Raw genomic sequence first — 15,414 nt, forward strand, 5'->3', positions numbered from 1 at the left:
ACTTACACCCACGTCCGGGGGCGGTAACGGTTGGCCCGTTCCACCAGCTCGATCCTCTCCTTGCCGCCGGGCGCCAGCCGGGCCAGCGTGCGGTAGGCACGCTCCAGACCGAAGCGCAGACCCCGCTCGTCCAGACCGCTGCCCAGCAGCGTCCGGCCCGCCGCGGCGGATCCGGCGCCCCCGGAGAGTACCCAGTCCAGCGCGCCGCCGAGTACTTCCGCCGACAGCCGCGCGCGCCGCGCCGGGTCCAGACCGTAGGCCTGGAGCGCCTCGACCTGCCCGGCGGCGGCCGTCAGGTCGTCCCCGAACGGTACGTCACCGGGGCCGGGGGTACGGCCTCTCAGCCGGGCCCGGACGGCGGCGACCCGGGCGGCCGTGTAGTGGATGGAGGACTCCGGCACCGACTCCAGCGTGCGGACCGCGCCCTGCCGGTCCCCGCCCGCGAGCCGCACCCGGGCCAGCCCGAACGCGGCGCTCACGAAGCTCCGGTCGGTCGTCCACACCAGCCGGTAGTACTCGGCCGCGTTGTCCGGCTGGCCCAGCACCTCCGCGCACAGGCCGAGGGCCAGCTTGGGCGCGCTCTCGCCGGGGAAGGCGTCGTAGACGGCGTCGAAGGCCAGGGCGGCGCCCTCGAAGTCGCCGGTGACCAGGGCGGCCACGCCCCGCTGCCACACCACCCGCCAGTCGTCGGGCCGTTCCTCGTCCAGTTCGGCCAGGCTCAGCAGGGCGTCCCCCGTCTCGCCGCTCTCCAGCCGGGCGCGGATCCGCCGCAGCCGGGTCTCCACGGTCTGCTCGGGCGCCGCGGCCAGCGCGCCGATCAGCTCGGCCGGGCCGGCGGCCGGCAGGCCCGCCAGGAAACCGGCGGCCGGGTCGCCGGGGTCGACCAGCGCCAGGGGCAGGGCGAGGGCGGCGGCCGCGGTGTCCACGGGCCGGACCAGCGCCGCCGGGACGGGGGCGGCGGCGACGGCCGGGGCGTTGCGGTCCCGGCGGGCGCCGAGCCGCGAGACGTCCCCGTCCAGCGGCGGGAACAGCTCGGTGTCCGTGACCCTCACCTCGGGCCCGAACAGGGTGGACAGCGCGGGCCGGGGCTGCCCGGTCTGCAGCGCGACCACCTCGCGCAGCACGCCGGTCAGCTGCTCGGCCATCTCCTGCGCGGAGCCGAACCGGCGGTCCGGGTCGGGGTCGGTGGCGCGCACCAGGAGCCGGTAGAAGGACTCGTAGCGGCTGAGCACCTCGACGGTGTCCGGGTCGGGCAGGGAGTCGGCGTAGACGGTGGTGTAGCCCTGGAAGTCGAAGGTGAGCACCGCCAGGGTGCGGCCCACCGTGTACAGGTCGCTGGCGACCGACGGGCCGGTTTCGGCGACCTCGGGGGCCTGGTAGCCGATCGTGCCGTAGATCGCCGACTCGGCGTCGTCCATCCGGCGGACCGCGCCCATGTCGATCAGCTTGAGCTGGTCCTCGGTCTGGATGGCGTTGTCCACCTTGAAGTCGCAGTACAGCAGGTTCCTGCTGTGCAGGTGGCCGAGCGCCTCCAGGGCCTCGATGCCGTAGGCGCACGCCTGTTCCACCGGCAGCGGGTCGCGGCGGCCGTCGGGGGCCCGGCGGGCGTTGGCGATCTCCTTCAGGGACTTGCCGCCGACGTACTCCATGACGATGTAGCCGTCCAGCGAGCCGGTGCGCTGGTCCAGGTGTTCCACGAAGTTGTAGATCCGCACGATGTTGGCGTGCTCGATCTCGGCGAGGAAGCGCCGCTCGGAGATCGCCGCGGCCATCGCGTCCTGGTCGCCGGTGTCCAGCAGGCCCTTGAGCACCACCCAGCGGTCGGCGACGGCCCGGTCCACGGCGAGGTAGATCCAGCCCAGCCCGCCGTGCGCGAGACAGCCCGCGACCTCGTACTGGCCGTGCACGATGTCCCCGGCGCGCAGCTTGGGCACGAAGGAGTACGGGTGCCCGCACTTGGTGCAGAAACCTTCCGTGCGGCCCGGCCGGTCACCGCGCGCCCGGCCCACCGGGGCCCCGCAGTCCGACCGGGAGCAGAACCGCTTGCGCTCGGGCACCTCCGGGCGCTCCAGCACCATCGCGTGCGGGTCGGGCCGCGGCACCTGCGGCACGGACACCAGCCCGGCGCCCAGCCGCCCGCGCGCCGAGGAGCCGGTGGAGGCGCCCGAGCTGCGCACCGACACCGAACGGCCGGTGGACTTCCCCGACACCGAGCGGGACAGCCGTCCGGACACCGAGCGGCGCGAGCGCGACGACTGCGAGGACGTCCGGGCGCTGCGCGAACCCGGGCCGTCCGCAGCCGCCTTGGCGACCCCGGTGGCCGGGGAGACCACCATCCCCTCCCCGGCGGGCGGAGCCGCGGCCGACACCACCGGCGCCAGACCGCAGGTGTCGCAGTACAGCCCGCCGCCGACGTCCTCGTAGGCGCCCTCGCACCCGGGCCGCTGGCAGGTCTGTCCCGGCCGGCTCATGACGCGTCCCCCTCGCGGTCCGCCGGCGCGTCCGCGCCGCCGATCAGTTCGGCCGCCGCCCGCTGGTAGCGCAGCACGGCCTGTTCGGCCACGCGCAGGTCGCAGGGCGCGCTCCACAGCATGCGGCGGGCCGCGTCGTAGCGCTCCACCAGCAGCGGGTCCTCGGCCAGGCCGTGCCGGGCGACCTTCGCCTTGTAGGCGTCGAGCCGGCCGCGCAGCTCGGCGCGGACCGCGAGCGGCGCGGTGACGGCGGTCAACGACGCGCGGGCGCGCAGCAGTTCGTCCTCGGCTTTCTCCTCCAGGGACTCCAGCAGCGGGGACAGCCGGTGCCACCGGCCCTGCCTGCGGTACTCCACGGCGGTCGCCAACTGCTCCTGGAGGACGGTCGGCGGGCCGCCGACCGCCGGCACCTCGGTGGCGGCGATCTTCGCCAGCACCTCGCCGCGCGCGGTCCGGGCCTCGGCGAGGGTGCGGTCCGCCCGGGACAGCACGTCCCGCACCCGCACCAGCCGCGCCTCCGCGTCCTGGCGCACCGTCAGCACGGCGTCGATCTCCCGGCGCACGTCCTCCAGGGCGAGCGCCGCACGGTCGTACACCGTGGTGTCCGGGCGTCCGCCGCCCGGCGCGGAACTGCCCTCGGCCGGCACCCAGAACGCCAGCGGGTCGGTGACGACGTCCTCGCGCAGCCGGGTCAGGGTGCGGGTGATCCGCTCCAGGTCGTCACCGGCCGGGTGTTCGCCCGGGCGCACCCCGACGGAGTGCGCGAGCTGCCGGGTGCGCTGGAGCTCGGCGGCGAGCAGGTCGATCCGCGCGGGCAGCGCCGACCACACCGCGTCCGCGGCGACGATCACGTCCAGGCTCGTCGCGTACAGCTCGTTCATCCGCTCCACCAGCGCCGGCAGCGTGAACGTCTCGCTGAGCCGGCCGCTCTCGCCGCCGGGGACGGTCACGGAGGCGCCGCGCAGCAGCCCGGTCAGCTCCGCCAGGTCCTCGCGGCTGGACCAGCGGCGCCGGGCGCGGATGTCCCGGGCGCGGCGCAGCGCGGCCGTGTAGGCGTCGAAGTACGCCCACAGCCGGGTGATCCGTGCCTCCGTGGCCTGCCAGCGTTCCCGGGTGACGCCGGTCAGCCCGGCGCCTTCGAGGAGTCTGCGGCCCGCGTGGTCCTGGAGGGCCAGCAGGGAGGTCTCGATCGCCTCGTGCTCCTGGCCGAGCCGCGCCAGCGCACGGTCCGCCTCGTCCCGGTCCATCACCGGCCCGGCGGGGTCCGTGACGCCCATCGATCACCTCTCGCTCGCTGTCGGTTCCGGTCGGGCGCGGCTCAACCGCCGCGCCGGTAGCGGGGCGCGGGCGGCTTCGACGCGGCCGGATCCTCGCCCAGTGTCGCCGACAGCCACTCGTCGTACGACTTCTGCCAGCCGTCCGCCGCGTAGTCCACCAGTACGCGGTTGACCCGGCGTACCAGGTCGTCGGCGTCCTTCTTCATCGCCACGCCGTAGTACTCGGTCGTGAACGCCTCGCCCTTGAGTTCCACGGTCGGGTCCTGGGCGGCCTGGCTCGCGGCGAGCGCGCCGTCGGTCACCACCGCGTCCACCTCGCCGAGTTGCAGCCGGACCAGGCAGTCCAGCTGGTTGGGCACGGTGGTGGTCAGGTCGGTGGAGCCGGGCAGCCGGCCCGCCTTTCGGTCGGCGTCCAGCTTGGCGTACGCGGTCGAACCGGTCGCCGTGCACACCTTCTTGCCGGCCAGCGAGCCGTCGTAGCCGGTGATGTCCGAGGACTTGGGGGCGAGGACCTGCTGGCCGGTCCGGAAGTAGGGCGCGGAGAACGCGACCTGGCGCAGCCGGTCACAGGTGATCGTCATGGTGCGTACGACCATGTCGACGCGCCCGTCCTGGATCGCGGGGATGCGCTGGTTGGTCGGGATCGCCTTGAACTGCACCGCGTTCCGGTCGCCGAGGATGTCCTCGGCGATCCGGTGCGCGAGGTCGATGTCGAAGCCCTCCAGCCGGGCGCCCTCGGTGTTCGGGTTGCGGTAGCCCCAGCGGTAGCCGTTCTGGTCGACGCCGACGACCAGCTTGCGCTTGGCGCCCGTGCGGGCCCGGATCGCCTCGATCGTCGGGCCGTCGGCGCCGGCCGGGGCGAGCGTCCGCTCGTGCGCCTCGGCGTCCACGCAGCCGTCGGCGCGGACCTGGGTGCCGGTGGCGGCGGGCGGCGCCGCACGGCCCGGCTCGGCCGGTGCCCGCTGGGTGCACGGCAGCAGCAGGACGAACGCCAGCGCCAGCGCGCACAGCACCGCCATCGTGGCGACTCCGCCCCAGCCCCGCAGCGAGGCCCGCGCCCGGTTCGCGTCCATCGCCCTTCCCCCCGTCACCGGTACTCCGAAAGCCTGCGCCCTATGCCGGCGACCGAGCCCGCCGCGCCCAGCACCGCGAGGGCGGCGGTGCCCTGCGGCAGCCAGGCCAGCGCGTCCCGCCCGTCCCCGGCGGCCTGCCTGAACTCGGCCCGTTCGTGGCCGATGGCCCGGTCCAGGCCGCGGGCGACGCCGTCGAAGCACTCGGCGGTCGCGCCCTTGGCGCCGATCACCTTGTCCAGGGCCTGCTGGTAGTTGCCGTTCTCGTCCTCGGCGCGGGCCGCGGCGTGCCGCCGCTGCCACACGGCCGTGTCGCTCTGCGCGGCCGTGACCGGGGCGGTGCCCGCGTCGTCGTCGGCGAGCCGCGCCGCCTCGGAAAGCGCCGTGCGGAGCACCGCCATGTCCTTGTCGAAGTCGTAGTAGTGGGCGTCGTACGTCTGCCCGGCCACCGTGACGGTGTCCGCGCCGCGTGCCACCAGGCTCAGGTTCTCGTTGCCGCGCGCCTTCAGGGCGGCGATCCGGGCCTCGTGCAGCACGTTGAGGGACCTGATGCCGTGCGCGTAGGAGCCGTCGAGCCCCGAGCGGGCGACCGCGTGGCCCACGACCAGCCACAGCAGGGCGGCCGTGGTCGCGGCGGTGGCGGCGACCAGGCCGCGGTTGAGGATCCGGTTGGTGCGCCGGTACACGCGGTGCTGGGCCCAGCCGAGCGCGGCCAGGGCGAGCACGCCGAGCGCGATCGCCGCCCACGGGTACGGTGTCGCGTCGCCGTAGTCCGCGTCCAGCCGGCGGTTCTCCGTGGTGTAGAGCGCCTGCGCGGCCGGGAGCATGTGCTTCTGCATCTTCTCGTCGGCGTACCGCAGATAGGCGCCGCCCACCGGGTAGCCCTGCCGGTTGTAGGTCCGGGCCCGCTCGACGAGGCCCTTGTACTCGGGCAGCAGCCGGTTCAGCCGGGCGACGGTCGCCTCGGCGGCGGAGCCGGGTTCGGCGTTGGCGGCGGCGGTGACGAGCCCGGCGGCGGCCTCCCGGATGTCCTTCTCGTACTGGTCGCGGGACTTGGCGTCCTCCTGCCCGCCGGCCAGGAACGTTCCGGCCGCGGCGGTGTTGGCGTCGGCCAGCGAGCGGTAGATGCCGGCCGCGCCGAAGCTGAGCGGCTGGCTGCGGCGCAGCACGTCGTCGGCGGCGGCGGAGCGGGCGCCGGTCTGCCAGGCGGTGACCGCGCCGAACCCGAGGACGAGCAGGGCCAGTACGGCGCCGATGATCCGCAGCCGCCCCGGCTCGGTGCTCGCGGCGGCCCGTACCCGCTCGGCGCCCTCGGCGAAGGCGGTGCGGGGCGCGGGAGGGGCGGGCGGGGCGGCGGGCGCGGGCCGGCCGTGGGGCTGGGCGGGGATGCCAGGGACACCGGCGGCACCGGCGGATCCGGCCGGCGGTGGCGCCGTGCTGCTCTTCGGCGGGTGTGTCACTCGACCTCCCCCATGGTCATCCGTTCGCCGCCCAGTATCACCGTCCGCGCCGGCATCCGCACCGGCCTTCACTGGATCTTGAACGGATCATGGTGGCCCCCCGGGGCGTGTGGCCGGCGGACGCACCACCCCTGGGGGCGAAGACGGCGGTGACGGCGCGTCGGTTCCACCGGGGGCGGCCGGGCCCCGGTCCCCGGCAGTCCGCCCGGGGAACCGGAACCGGACAGGGACGGCCGCCCTCCGTACCTCCGCGGTCAGGGGGGCGGTGGTCTCCCCGTACCGCCGCGGTCAGGAGGCGGCCGTCTGCCAGTACCCGCGTGCCCGTTCGCCCGCCTCCGGCCCCGCGCCCAGGTGGTCCAGGCCCAGCAGGGCGGCGCCCAGGACCGGGCGGGCCGTGACCACGCGGACGTCGGCCTCGGGGGCGCGCGCGGCCAGCAGGGCGCGTACGGCGTCGTCCAGCCGCCGGTGACCGGCGGTGAGGACGGAGCCGCCGAGCAGCACCGGGGTCCGCTCCGCCAGCAGGTCCAGCCGGGTCAGCGCGACCGTGACCATCACCGTGACCTCCTCGGCGAGCCGGTCGACCAGCGCACCGGCCACCCGGTCGCCGTCCGCCGCCGTGGCGAACAGCACCGGCGCCAGCTCGTGCCGGCGCGCGGGGGCTATCCGCTCCAGGTGCAGGGCCTCGATGAGCGCGTACATGGTGGGCAGCCCGAAGTGCGCGGGCAGGGTGCGGGCCAGCGCGGTCGGCTCGCCCCGGCCGTCCTCCGCGCGGGCCGCGTGCCAGAGCGCCTCCTCGGCCAGGCCCCAGCCGCCGCCCCAGTCGCCGGAGATCCGGCCGATGGCGGGAAAGCGGGCGGTGCGCCCGTCGGGGCGCATGCCCACGCAGTTGATGCCCGCCCCGCACACCACCGCCACCCCGCGCGGCTCGGCGACGCCCGCCCGCAGGATCGCGAAGGTGTCGTTGCGGACCTCCACGGACGCGCCCCAGGCGCGCGCGTGCAGCGCGCCCGCCAGCCGCTCCTCCTCCACCGGGAGGTCGGCGTTGGCCAGGCAGGCCGACACATGGGAGACGGAGGTGACCCCCGCGTCGGCGAAGGCGCGCGCGACCGGTGCGGCCAGTGCGTCGACCGCCGCCGGCACGCCGACCGCGGGCGGGCGGAAGCCGCCGCCGCGGGCCGTGGCCAGCACCTCGCCGTCGGCGCCGACCACGGCCACGTCGGTCTTGCTGTTGCCCGCGTCGATGGCGAGCACGGTCGAGGTCAGGCCCACGCCAGGTGCTCCCGGTTGTGCGCGACCAGCCGGTCGGTGAGGGCGTCGGCGTACTCGTACTGCCCGATCAGGGGGTGGGCCAGCAGGGCGCGGAACACCCGGTCCCGGCCGCCGCGCAGCGCCGCGTCCAGGGCCAGGTCCTCGTACGCCGTCACGTTCGCGATCAGGCCCGTGAACAGCGGGTCGAGCGCCGGGACGGGCAGCGGGGCCGGGCCTTCGGGGCCGACTGCCGCCTGTACCTCGATCACCGCGTCGTCGGGCAGGAACGGCAGGGTGCCCCGGTTGAGGGTGTTCACCACCTGGTGCGGGCTGCCGCCCCCGCCCAGCAGGGCCGCCGCGAGATCCACGGCCGCCTCCGAGTAGAAGGCGCCGCCGCGCTTGGCGAGCAGCGCGGGTTTCTCGTCCAGGGCCGGGTCGCCGTACATGGCCAGCAACTCCCGCTCCATCGCCGCGACTTCCGCGGCCCGGGAGGGCTTGGTGCGCAGTTCGCGGACGACCTCGTCGTGGGCGTAGTAGTAGCGCAGGTAGTAGGAGGGGACCACGCCGAGGCGGTCCAGCAGGGGGCGGGGCAGGCGGATGTCGGCGGCGACGGCGTCGCCGTGCTCGGCCAGCAGCCGGGGCAGGACGTCCTCGCCGTCCGGCCCGCCCAGTCGCACACCCGTTTCCCAGGTGAGGTGGTTCAGGCCCACGTGCGCCAGGTGCACCTCGGCGGGGGCGGTGTCCAGCAGGGCGGCGAACTTGCGCTGGAAGCCGATCGCCACGTTGCACAGGCCGACCGCCCGGTGCCCGGCTCGGAGCAGGGCGCGGGTGACGATGCCGACCGGATTGGTGAAGTCGATGATCCAGGCCCGCGGGTTGGCCCGGCGGACCCGTTCGGCGATGTCGAGGACGACCGGGACGGTGCGCAGGGCCTTGGCCAGGCCGCCCGCGCCGGTGGTCTCCTGGCCGACGCAGCCGCACTCCAGCGGCCAGGTCTCGTCCTTCTCACGGGCCGCCTGGCCGCCGACGCGCAGCTGGAGCAGGACGGCGTCGGCGCCGTCGACCCCCGCGTCCAGGTCGGAGGTGGTGACGATCCGGCCGGGGTGGCCCTGCCGGGCGAAGATCCGCCGGGCCAGGCCGCCGACCAGCTCCAGCCGGTCCGCGGCCGGGTCGACCAGCACCAGTTCCTCGACGGGCAGGGTGTCGCGCAGCCGGGCGAAGCCGTCGACGAGTTCGGGGGTGTAGGTCGAGCCGCCGCCGACCACGGTGAGTTTCACAGTCAGATCAACCCTTTACTCCGGTGAGCGTCACGCCTTCGACGAACGCCTTCTGGGCGAGGAAGAACACGAGGATGACGGGGGCCATGACCAGCACGGTCGCGGCCATGGTGAGGTTCCAGTCGGTGTGGTGGGCGCCCTTGAAGGACTCCAGGCCGTAGGACAGGGTCCAGGCTCCGGGGTTCTCGGACGCGTAGATCTGCGGGCCGAAGTAGTCGTTCCAGGCGTAGAAGAACTGGAAGAGGGCCACGGCCGCGATGCCCGGCCTGGCCATGGGCAGCACCACCCGCAGCAGGATGCGCAGTTCGCCGCAGCCGTCGACCTTGGCCGCGTCCAGGTACTCGTCCGGGATCGTGGTCAGGAACTGGCGCAGCAGGAAGATGGAGAACGCGTCCCCGCACGCCATGGGGAGGATCAGCGGCCACAGGGTGCCGGACAGGCCGAGCTGCTTGGCCCAGAACAGGTACATCGGGATGACGACCACCTGGGGCGGCAGCATCATCATCGAGATCACCAGCATCAGCGACAGCTTGCGGCCGCGGAAGCGGAACTTGGCGAGCGCGTACGCCACCGGCACGGAGGACACCACGGTGAGGACGGTGCCCAGGCCGGCGTAGAGCAGCGTGTTGCGCCACCAGGTGAGGAAGCCGGGGGTGTCGAACACCTTGCGGTAGTTCCCCCACTCCCAGGTGTGCGGGATCAGGTCCCGGCTCAGAGCCTGGCTGTCGCTCATCAGCGAGGTGAGGAACAGGAAGACGAAGGGGAGCGTGAAGAACAGCGCGGTGGCCACGCCCAGGGAGTGGACCGCGATCCACTGGAGGGATGCCTTGCGGCGGGTCATATGGTCAGTCACCTGCCTGGATCAGGCCGCCGCGGCGCCGCATCAGCAGCGCGGTGAACGCCATCGACAGGGCGAACAGCACCAGCGCCACCACGCACGCCGAGCCGTAGTCGAAGCGCTGGAAGCCGAGGTTGTAGACGAGCTGGGGGAGGGTGAGCGTCGACTTGTCGGGGTAGCCGGGCTCGAACTGGGTGCCGGCGCCCTGGATCACCCCGGAGGCGACCTTCCCGGCGACCAGCGGCTGGGTGTAGTACTGCATGGTCTGGATGACTCCGGTGACGACCGCGAACATCACGATCGGGGAGATGGCCGGCAGCGTCACGTACCGGAACCGCTGCCAGGCCGAGGCGCCGTCCAGCTGGGCCGCCTCGTACTGTTCCGCCGGCACGTCGAGCAGCGCGGCCATGAAGATCACCATCAGGTCGCCGATGCCCCACAGCGCCAGCAGGGTGAGGGCCGGCTTGGACCACTCGGGGTCGCCGAACCAGCCCGGCGCGGGCAGCCCGGCCCGCTCCAGCAGGGAGTTCACCGGCCCGGTGCCCGGGTTGAGCAGGAACGCGAAGGCCATGGTGGCCGCGACCGGCGGGGCGAGGTAGGGCAGGTAGAACAGGGTGCGGAAGACACCCGTCCCCGTCTTGATCTTCGTGATGAGCAGGCCGACGCCCAGCCCGAAGACCACCCGCAGGGTCACCATCACCACGACCAGCCACAGCGTGTTGCGCAGCGCGGGCCAGAACAGCGGGTAGTGCTCGAAGACGTAGACCCAGTTGCGGCCGCCGGTCCACTCCGGCGGCCGGAAGCCGTCGTAGTGCATGAAGGAGAAGTAGACGGTCGAGATCAGCGGGTAGGCGAAGAAGACCGCGAAGCCGACGAGCCAGGGCGCCATGAAGGCGAGCGTGCGCAGGGTCGCGCGGCGGCGCTTGGCCGCCAGGGTGCCGGCGCTCATGGCCGCGCCTGCACGATGTCGGTGTCGATCTGCGCGGCCGTCTTCTCCAGCCCGGCCTTCAGGTCGGTGACCTTGCCGCTCTCGTAGTCGTAGCCGAACTGCTGGATCGTCACCAGGTACACCCCGCCGTTGACGGAGGCGGGCGCGGTGGTGGAGCGGGGGTGGGCGGCGATGTCCAGGAAGGTCTTGAACCGCGGGTCGTACTTCAGCTTCGGGGACTTCAGCGCGGCCAGCGTGGAGGGCACGTTGTGGATGTCGTTGGCGAAGCCGGTCACCGCGTCCGTGTCCGTGCTGACGTACTTGACGAACTCCCAGGCCGCGTTCTGCTTGCGGCTGGTGGCGGCGATGCCCGCGATGGTGCCGGTGATGTAGCCCTTGCCGTACTGGTCGGCCTGGTCGTCCGGGACGGGCAGCGGGGCCACCCCGATCTCGAAGCCCGGCTTCGCCTCCTCGGCCATCCCGAGCCGCCACTCGCCGTCCATCTGCATGGCGACCTGGCCGGTGTGGAAGGGGTGTTTGGGGCCCCACTCGTCGCCGAGGGTGGACCGGAACCGCTCCAGCCTGCGGAATCCGCCGAGTTCGTCCACGAGCTTCTTCTGGAGGGTGAAGGACCGCGCGAACGCCGGGTCCTTCGCGACGTTCGACTTGCCGTCCTCGCCGAAGTAGGTCGGGGAGAACTGGCCGAGGTAGTGCTCGGTGGTGGACTCCCAGCCGTGGTAGTTGGGCATGAACCCGAGCTGCCGGTAGCCGTCGCCCTGGGGAATCGTCAGCTTCTTGGCGTCGGCGAGGAACTCGGACCAGGTCCTCGGCGGGTGCGCGATGCCCGCCTTCGCGAAGGCGGTCTTGTTGTAGTAGAGCCCGTACGCGTCACCGAGCAGCGGGACCGCGCAGCGGTCGCCCTCGAACGCGGTGTACTCGGTCATGGGCTTCGGGAACGTCTTCTCCGGGTCGATCCCGGACTTGGCGAAGAAGGGGTTCAGGTCCACCAGCGCGCCCGAGGAGCAGAACCTGCCGACGTTGTTGGTGGTGAACGAGGAGATCACGTCCGGGGCCCGGTCGCCGCCCGCCCGCAGCGCCTGGTTGATCTTGTCGTCGGTCATGTTCCCGACGACCTTCACATGGAGGTTGGGGTGCGCCCGCTCGAACCCGGCGACCAGCGACCGCACGGCCTTCACCTCGTTCGGCGCGCTCCAGGCGTGCCAGAAGGTGATCGTGGCCTCCTTCGAGGGGTCGTCGGTGGCGCTGCCGACGGACTGGCCGGTACACGCGGTGGTGAGCAGCACCGAGGCGGCGGCCAGGACGAAAGCCGCTTTTCGGGCGGCTTCGGGTATGGGTGTGGGCATGACGAGGTCTCCCAGGGGACGGGACAGGACGGGTCGGGTTCGGCGAGGAGGGGGAAGGCCGGGGGCGCTCAGCGCGAGGTGTCGAAGACCTCGTCGCGGGTGGCGGCGAGCGCGGACTCCAACGCGCCGCGCAGCACGGGGTGTTCGCTGACCTCGCCGACGGCCAGCCGGGGCCGGGCCGCGGCCAGCTCCGCCAGTTCGGCCTGGACGAGGGCCCGCAGCACCTCGCCGCCGGCCGTCAGCGCGGAGCCGCTGAGTACGACGAGTTCGGGGTCGAGGACGGAGACGAGCGAGGCGAGTCCGGTGGCCAGCCGGGTGGCGTAGGCCCGGAGCAGTTCCCGGTGGGGGCCGTCGGCGTGGTCGGCGGCGCGGGCCACGAGGAGGGCGGCGGCCTCGGCGTGCGGGCCCGGGGGCACGTCGGATATGCCCAGGTCCCGGGCCAGCCCCGGCAGCGCCTGGGAGCCGGCCAGTTCCTGGTAGCCGCCGCTGTTCGCCCGGGTGACGTGCCGCACCAGCGGGGCACCAGGCACCGGCAGGAAGCCGACCTCGCCGGCGCCGCCGGTCCAGCCGCGGTGCAGCCGGCCGCCCAGCACCAGGGCCGCGCCCAGGCCCTCCTGGTTCCACAGCAGCACGAAGTCCTCGTGGCCGCGGGCCGCGCCGAGCCGCTGTTCGGCCACGGCGGCGAGGTTGACGTCGTTCTCGTACTCCACCGGCATCGGCAGCGCCGCCGCGAGGTCGTCCAGCAGCGCGGGGGAGTGCCAGCCGGGCAGGTGGGAGGCGTAGCGCAGCCGCCCGGTGCCGGGGTCGAAGGCGCCCGGGGTGCCGATGACCAGCCGGTGCACGTCGGACCGGGCGAGCCCGGCGGCCTTGACCGCGCCGTCGAGGGCGTCGGTCACCTGCCGTACGACCGGCTGGGCGGGCCGCCGGCCGGGGGTGGGCAGCTCGTACTCGCCGACCGTGCGCCCGGTGATGTCGGCGACGGCGGCCCGGATGCGCTGCGGGGTGACGTCGAGCCCGGCGGCGTACGCCACGGCCGGATCGATCGCGTACAGCTGGGCGTTGGGGCCCGGCCGGCCCTCGCTGGTGCCGGTCGCCCGGACCAGTCCGGCCGCCTCCAGGCGGGCCAGCAGCTGGGAGGCGGTGGGCTTGGACAGGCCGGTGAGCTTGCCGATCCGGGTGCGCGACAGCGGCCCGTGCGCCAGCAGCAGGTCCAGGGCGGCGCGGTCGTTCATGGCGCGCAGGACGCGCGGGGTGCCCGGCGTACCGGCGATTCCTGCCATGGGGGTCCACACCTGCCTCTCCAGCCGCTCAGCTTTTCAGTGACCCGGGCGGGGCGTCCAGTCCTTGATCGACGGAGCCCGGAAGATCACTGCGGACACTGTTAGGAAAGTTTCCTGTCCGGGTGGGAGGAACGTAAGCCGAGGGCGGAGGGGGCGTCAATAGGCGTCGACGGACAGCGGCCCCCGGCAACGTTGTCGTCGTCCGGGGGCCGCTGGGGGCCGGGGGCCGGGGCTCGGCTCTAGGCGAAGGGGGCGGTGTCCAGGGCGGGGTACGGCGCCGGGAGGGGGAGCGGGTCGCCGAGGGTGACCTTGGTGTCGGAGCTGTAGTAGGCCTCGGTGGGGTCCTCTCCGGGCAGGACCGGGTCCGTGTAGCAGTGGGCCGTCTTGGCGTGGCGGTTGATGAGGACGTAGGCGGGGATGCCGGCGGCGGCGTACGTGGCCAGTTTGGCGCCCGTGTCGATCGCGTGATTGGTCGAGGTGACCTCACCGACCAAGGCGATCATGTCGATGGGGTACCAGCCCTTGTGCGCCTTGAGGTACGAGTTGTCCAGGTCGGTCGGCTCCCGGTGCAGGACGTAGAAGTCGGGGATGACCGCGGCCATGGTGCTGCCGTCTTTGTGGGCCGCGCGGAAGCCCATGCCCATGCCTGCCAGTTCGAACCCGGCGAGCGTGAATTGAACAGAAAGCTTGTAAGCCCCGTTGCTGTGGTTGTAGTTCGGCTGCGGCGGCACGATGACCGTCCCCTCGACATACTCCGGTCGAATCGGCATCGGTGACGCCTCTTCGATCGTGCTCAACAGGTCGATGGGGTCCACCTGCATGACCGGCTCCATGATCGGTTCGGCGCTCATCGCTACTCCTCGTCACGCTGATGCCAGGCTAAGCCCACGCCGGGCGCCCCGGCAGAACGATGGGGCACTCCGTGCGCCGCCGCGCCGGAATGCCCCATCTGTTCACTCGAACGAGTGTGCTGAAACCGTTCCGCTATTTCGCCGGCGGCTCGGGCCGCGGGGACACGAGCGGGGCCGTCGCCTTCACCTGCGGCGAGTCCGCGTTGGAGTACACCGACGGGGCCGCCACCGTCGCCGTCGGGTCCGGGGTGTCCTCGGCGTCCTCGAGCGCCGTCGCGCCGCCCACGATCCGGATGCTCGCCGCGTCGAACGCCCGCTTGATCCGCCAGCGCAGCTCCCGCTCCACCGTCACCGACTTGCCCGGCATGGTCTTCGCCGAGACCCGGACCACCATGGAGTCGATCAGCACCGAGTCCAGGCCGAGGACCTCCACCGGGCCCCACAGCAGCTCGTTCCAGGGCTCTTCCCGGCTCATCCGCTCGGCGACCTCGTCCAGCGTGGCCTTGACCCGGTCCAGGTCCTCGCTCGCCCGGACGGTCACGTCGACCCCGGCCGTCGCCCAGCCCTGCGACAGGTTCCCGATCCGCTTGACCTCGCCGTTGCGGACGTACCAGATCTCCCCGTTGTCGCCGCGCAGCTTGGTCACCCGCAGCCCGACCTCGATCACCTCGCCGGTGGCCACGCCCGCGTCGATCACGTCGCCGACGCCGTACTGGTCCTCCAAGATCATGAACACGCCGGACAGGAAGTCCGTGACCAGGTTGCGCGCGCCGAAACCGATCGCCACGCCCGCGACACCGGCCGACGCCAGCAGCGGCGCCAGATTGATCTCAAAGGTGGCCAGCACCATCAGCGCGGCCGTGCCGAGGATCAGGAAGCTCGCCACCGAGCGCAGCACCGAGCCGATCGCCGCCGAGCGCTGCCGTCGCCGTTCGGCGTTGACCAGCAGCCCGCCCAGCGCGGTGCCGTCCACGGCCTGCGCGGTGCGGCCCATCCGGTCGATCAGCTGGGTGATAGCCCGCCGCACCACCGCCCGCAGCGCCGCCGCGACGATCACGATCAGCAGGATCCGCAGGCCCATCGCGAGCCACGTCGACCAGTTCTGCTCCACCCAGCTCGCCGCGTTCGTCGCGCTCTCCTGGGCGTCCTGGAGCGTGGGCACGGCCGGGGTCGTCGACTGCGAGGGTGACGGCGACGGGGACGGTGACGCGCCGGCGGCCACGAGGAGGGCGGGCAGGGACGACACGGCAGGTACCTCCAGGTGCTGCGTGGTCCGTACCGGCGGGGTCAAGGTCACGAAAAGGTCACCGGACGGACGGAACCACCACACTAACGGGGCAGCGCGGGTGC

12 protein-coding genes are annotated in these 15,414 nt (G+C 73.4%); all 12 read right to left on the reverse strand.

Annotated elements, in window-relative coordinates; translation table 11 throughout:
• Window positions 1–2 precede the first annotated feature (2 nt).
• A complete protein-coding gene (locus ACSURM_RS23915; RefSeq protein WP_436957804.1) occupies window positions 3–2,471 on the reverse strand; it encodes a tetratricopeptide repeat protein in 2,469 nt (822 codons plus the stop codon).
• Complete coding sequence (locus ACSURM_RS23920; protein WP_436957805.1) at window positions 2,468–3,748, reverse strand: hypothetical protein; 1,281 nt, start codon at window positions 3,746–3,748, stop codon at window positions 2,468–2,470. The genes ACSURM_RS23915 and ACSURM_RS23920 overlap by 4 nt, the downstream gene beginning before the upstream one ends.
• A gap of 41 nt (window positions 3,749–3,789) precedes the next feature.
• A complete protein-coding gene (locus ACSURM_RS23925) occupies window positions 3,790–4,821 on the reverse strand; it encodes a glutamate ABC transporter substrate-binding protein (protein WP_436957807.1) in 1,032 nt (343 codons plus the stop codon).
• A gap of 14 nt (window positions 4,822–4,835) precedes the next feature.
• Entirely contained in the window at window positions 4,836–6,278 is a 1,443-nt protein-coding gene (locus ACSURM_RS23930) for a hypothetical protein (RefSeq protein WP_436957809.1), read from the reverse strand.
• A gap of 288 nt (window positions 6,279–6,566) precedes the next feature.
• Window positions 6,567–7,547: an N-acetylglucosamine kinase gene (locus tag ACSURM_RS23935; RefSeq protein WP_436957811.1), complete on the reverse strand. Its 981-nt coding sequence runs from the start codon at window positions 7,545–7,547 to the stop codon at window positions 6,567–6,569.
• Complete coding sequence (locus tag ACSURM_RS23940; protein WP_436957813.1) at window positions 7,538–8,803, reverse strand: 6-phospho-beta-glucosidase; 1,266 nt, start codon at window positions 8,801–8,803, stop codon at window positions 7,538–7,540. The genes ACSURM_RS23935 and ACSURM_RS23940 overlap by 10 nt, the downstream gene beginning before the upstream one ends.
• Before the next feature lie 7 nt (window positions 8,804–8,810).
• Entirely contained in the window at window positions 8,811–9,644 is an 834-nt protein-coding gene (locus ACSURM_RS23945; protein WP_436957814.1) for a carbohydrate ABC transporter permease, read from the reverse strand.
• Window positions 9,645–9,648: 4 nt separating this feature from the next.
• Complete coding sequence (locus ACSURM_RS23950) at window positions 9,649–10,590, reverse strand: carbohydrate ABC transporter permease (protein ID WP_359051028.1); 942 nt, start codon at window positions 10,588–10,590, stop codon at window positions 9,649–9,651.
• Entirely contained in the window at window positions 10,587–11,933 is a 1,347-nt protein-coding gene (locus tag ACSURM_RS23955; protein WP_436957816.1) for an ABC transporter substrate-binding protein, read from the reverse strand. The genes ACSURM_RS23950 and ACSURM_RS23955 overlap by 4 nt, the downstream gene beginning before the upstream one ends.
• A gap of 68 nt (window positions 11,934–12,001) precedes the next feature.
• Window positions 12,002–13,213, reverse strand: a complete 1,212-nt coding sequence (locus ACSURM_RS23960; RefSeq protein WP_436957817.1) for an ROK family transcriptional regulator — start codon at window positions 13,211–13,213, stop codon at window positions 12,002–12,004.
• A gap of 239 nt (window positions 13,214–13,452) precedes the next feature.
• Window positions 13,453–14,064 carry a Uma2 family endonuclease gene (locus ACSURM_RS23965; protein ID WP_436957819.1) on the reverse strand — a complete coding sequence of 204 codons (612 nt, stop codon included), beginning with the start codon at window positions 14,062–14,064 and terminating at the stop codon, window positions 13,453–13,455.
• A 133-nt stretch (window positions 14,065–14,197) separates the two neighbouring features.
• Window positions 14,198–15,310, reverse strand: a complete 1,113-nt coding sequence (locus ACSURM_RS23970; protein ID WP_436957821.1) for a mechanosensitive ion channel family protein — start codon at window positions 15,308–15,310, stop codon at window positions 14,198–14,200.
• Window positions 15,311–15,414: the final 104 nt, after the last annotated feature.

This window comes from Streptomyces sp. SudanB182_2057, from assembly GCF_964272715.1.
GTDB lineage: Bacteria > Actinomycetota > Actinomycetes > Streptomycetales > Streptomycetaceae > Streptomyces > Streptomyces rubradiris.

Bases quoted from the DNA above. Each gene is read 5' to 3' on its own strand.
- ACSURM_RS23955 (WP_436957816.1), bottom strand. From the start codon at position 11,933: ATGCCCACACCCATACCCGAAGCCGCCCGAAAAGCGGCTTTCGTCCTG.
- ACSURM_RS23945 (WP_436957814.1), bottom strand. From the start codon at position 9,644: ATGACCCGCCGCAAGGCATCCCTCCAGTGGATCGCGGTCCACTCCCTG.
- ACSURM_RS23965 (WP_436957819.1), bottom strand. From the start codon at position 14,064: ATGAGCGCCGAACCGATCATGGAGCCGGTCATGCAGGTGGACCCCATC.
- ACSURM_RS23960 (WP_436957817.1), bottom strand. From the start codon at position 13,213: ATGGCAGGAATCGCCGGTACGCCGGGCACCCCGCGCGTCCTGCGCGCC.
- ACSURM_RS23950 (WP_359051028.1), bottom strand. From the start codon at position 10,590: ATGAGCGCCGGCACCCTGGCGGCCAAGCGCCGCCGCGCGACCCTGCGC.
- ACSURM_RS23925 (WP_436957807.1), bottom strand. From the start codon at position 4,821: ATGGACGCGAACCGGGCGCGGGCCTCGCTGCGGGGCTGGGGCGGAGTC.
- ACSURM_RS23915 (WP_436957804.1), bottom strand. From the start codon at position 2,471: ATGAGCCGGCCGGGACAGACCTGCCAGCGGCCCGGGTGCGAGGGCGCC.
- ACSURM_RS23920 (WP_436957805.1), bottom strand. From the start codon at position 3,748: ATGGGCGTCACGGACCCCGCCGGGCCGGTGATGGACCGGGACGAGGCG.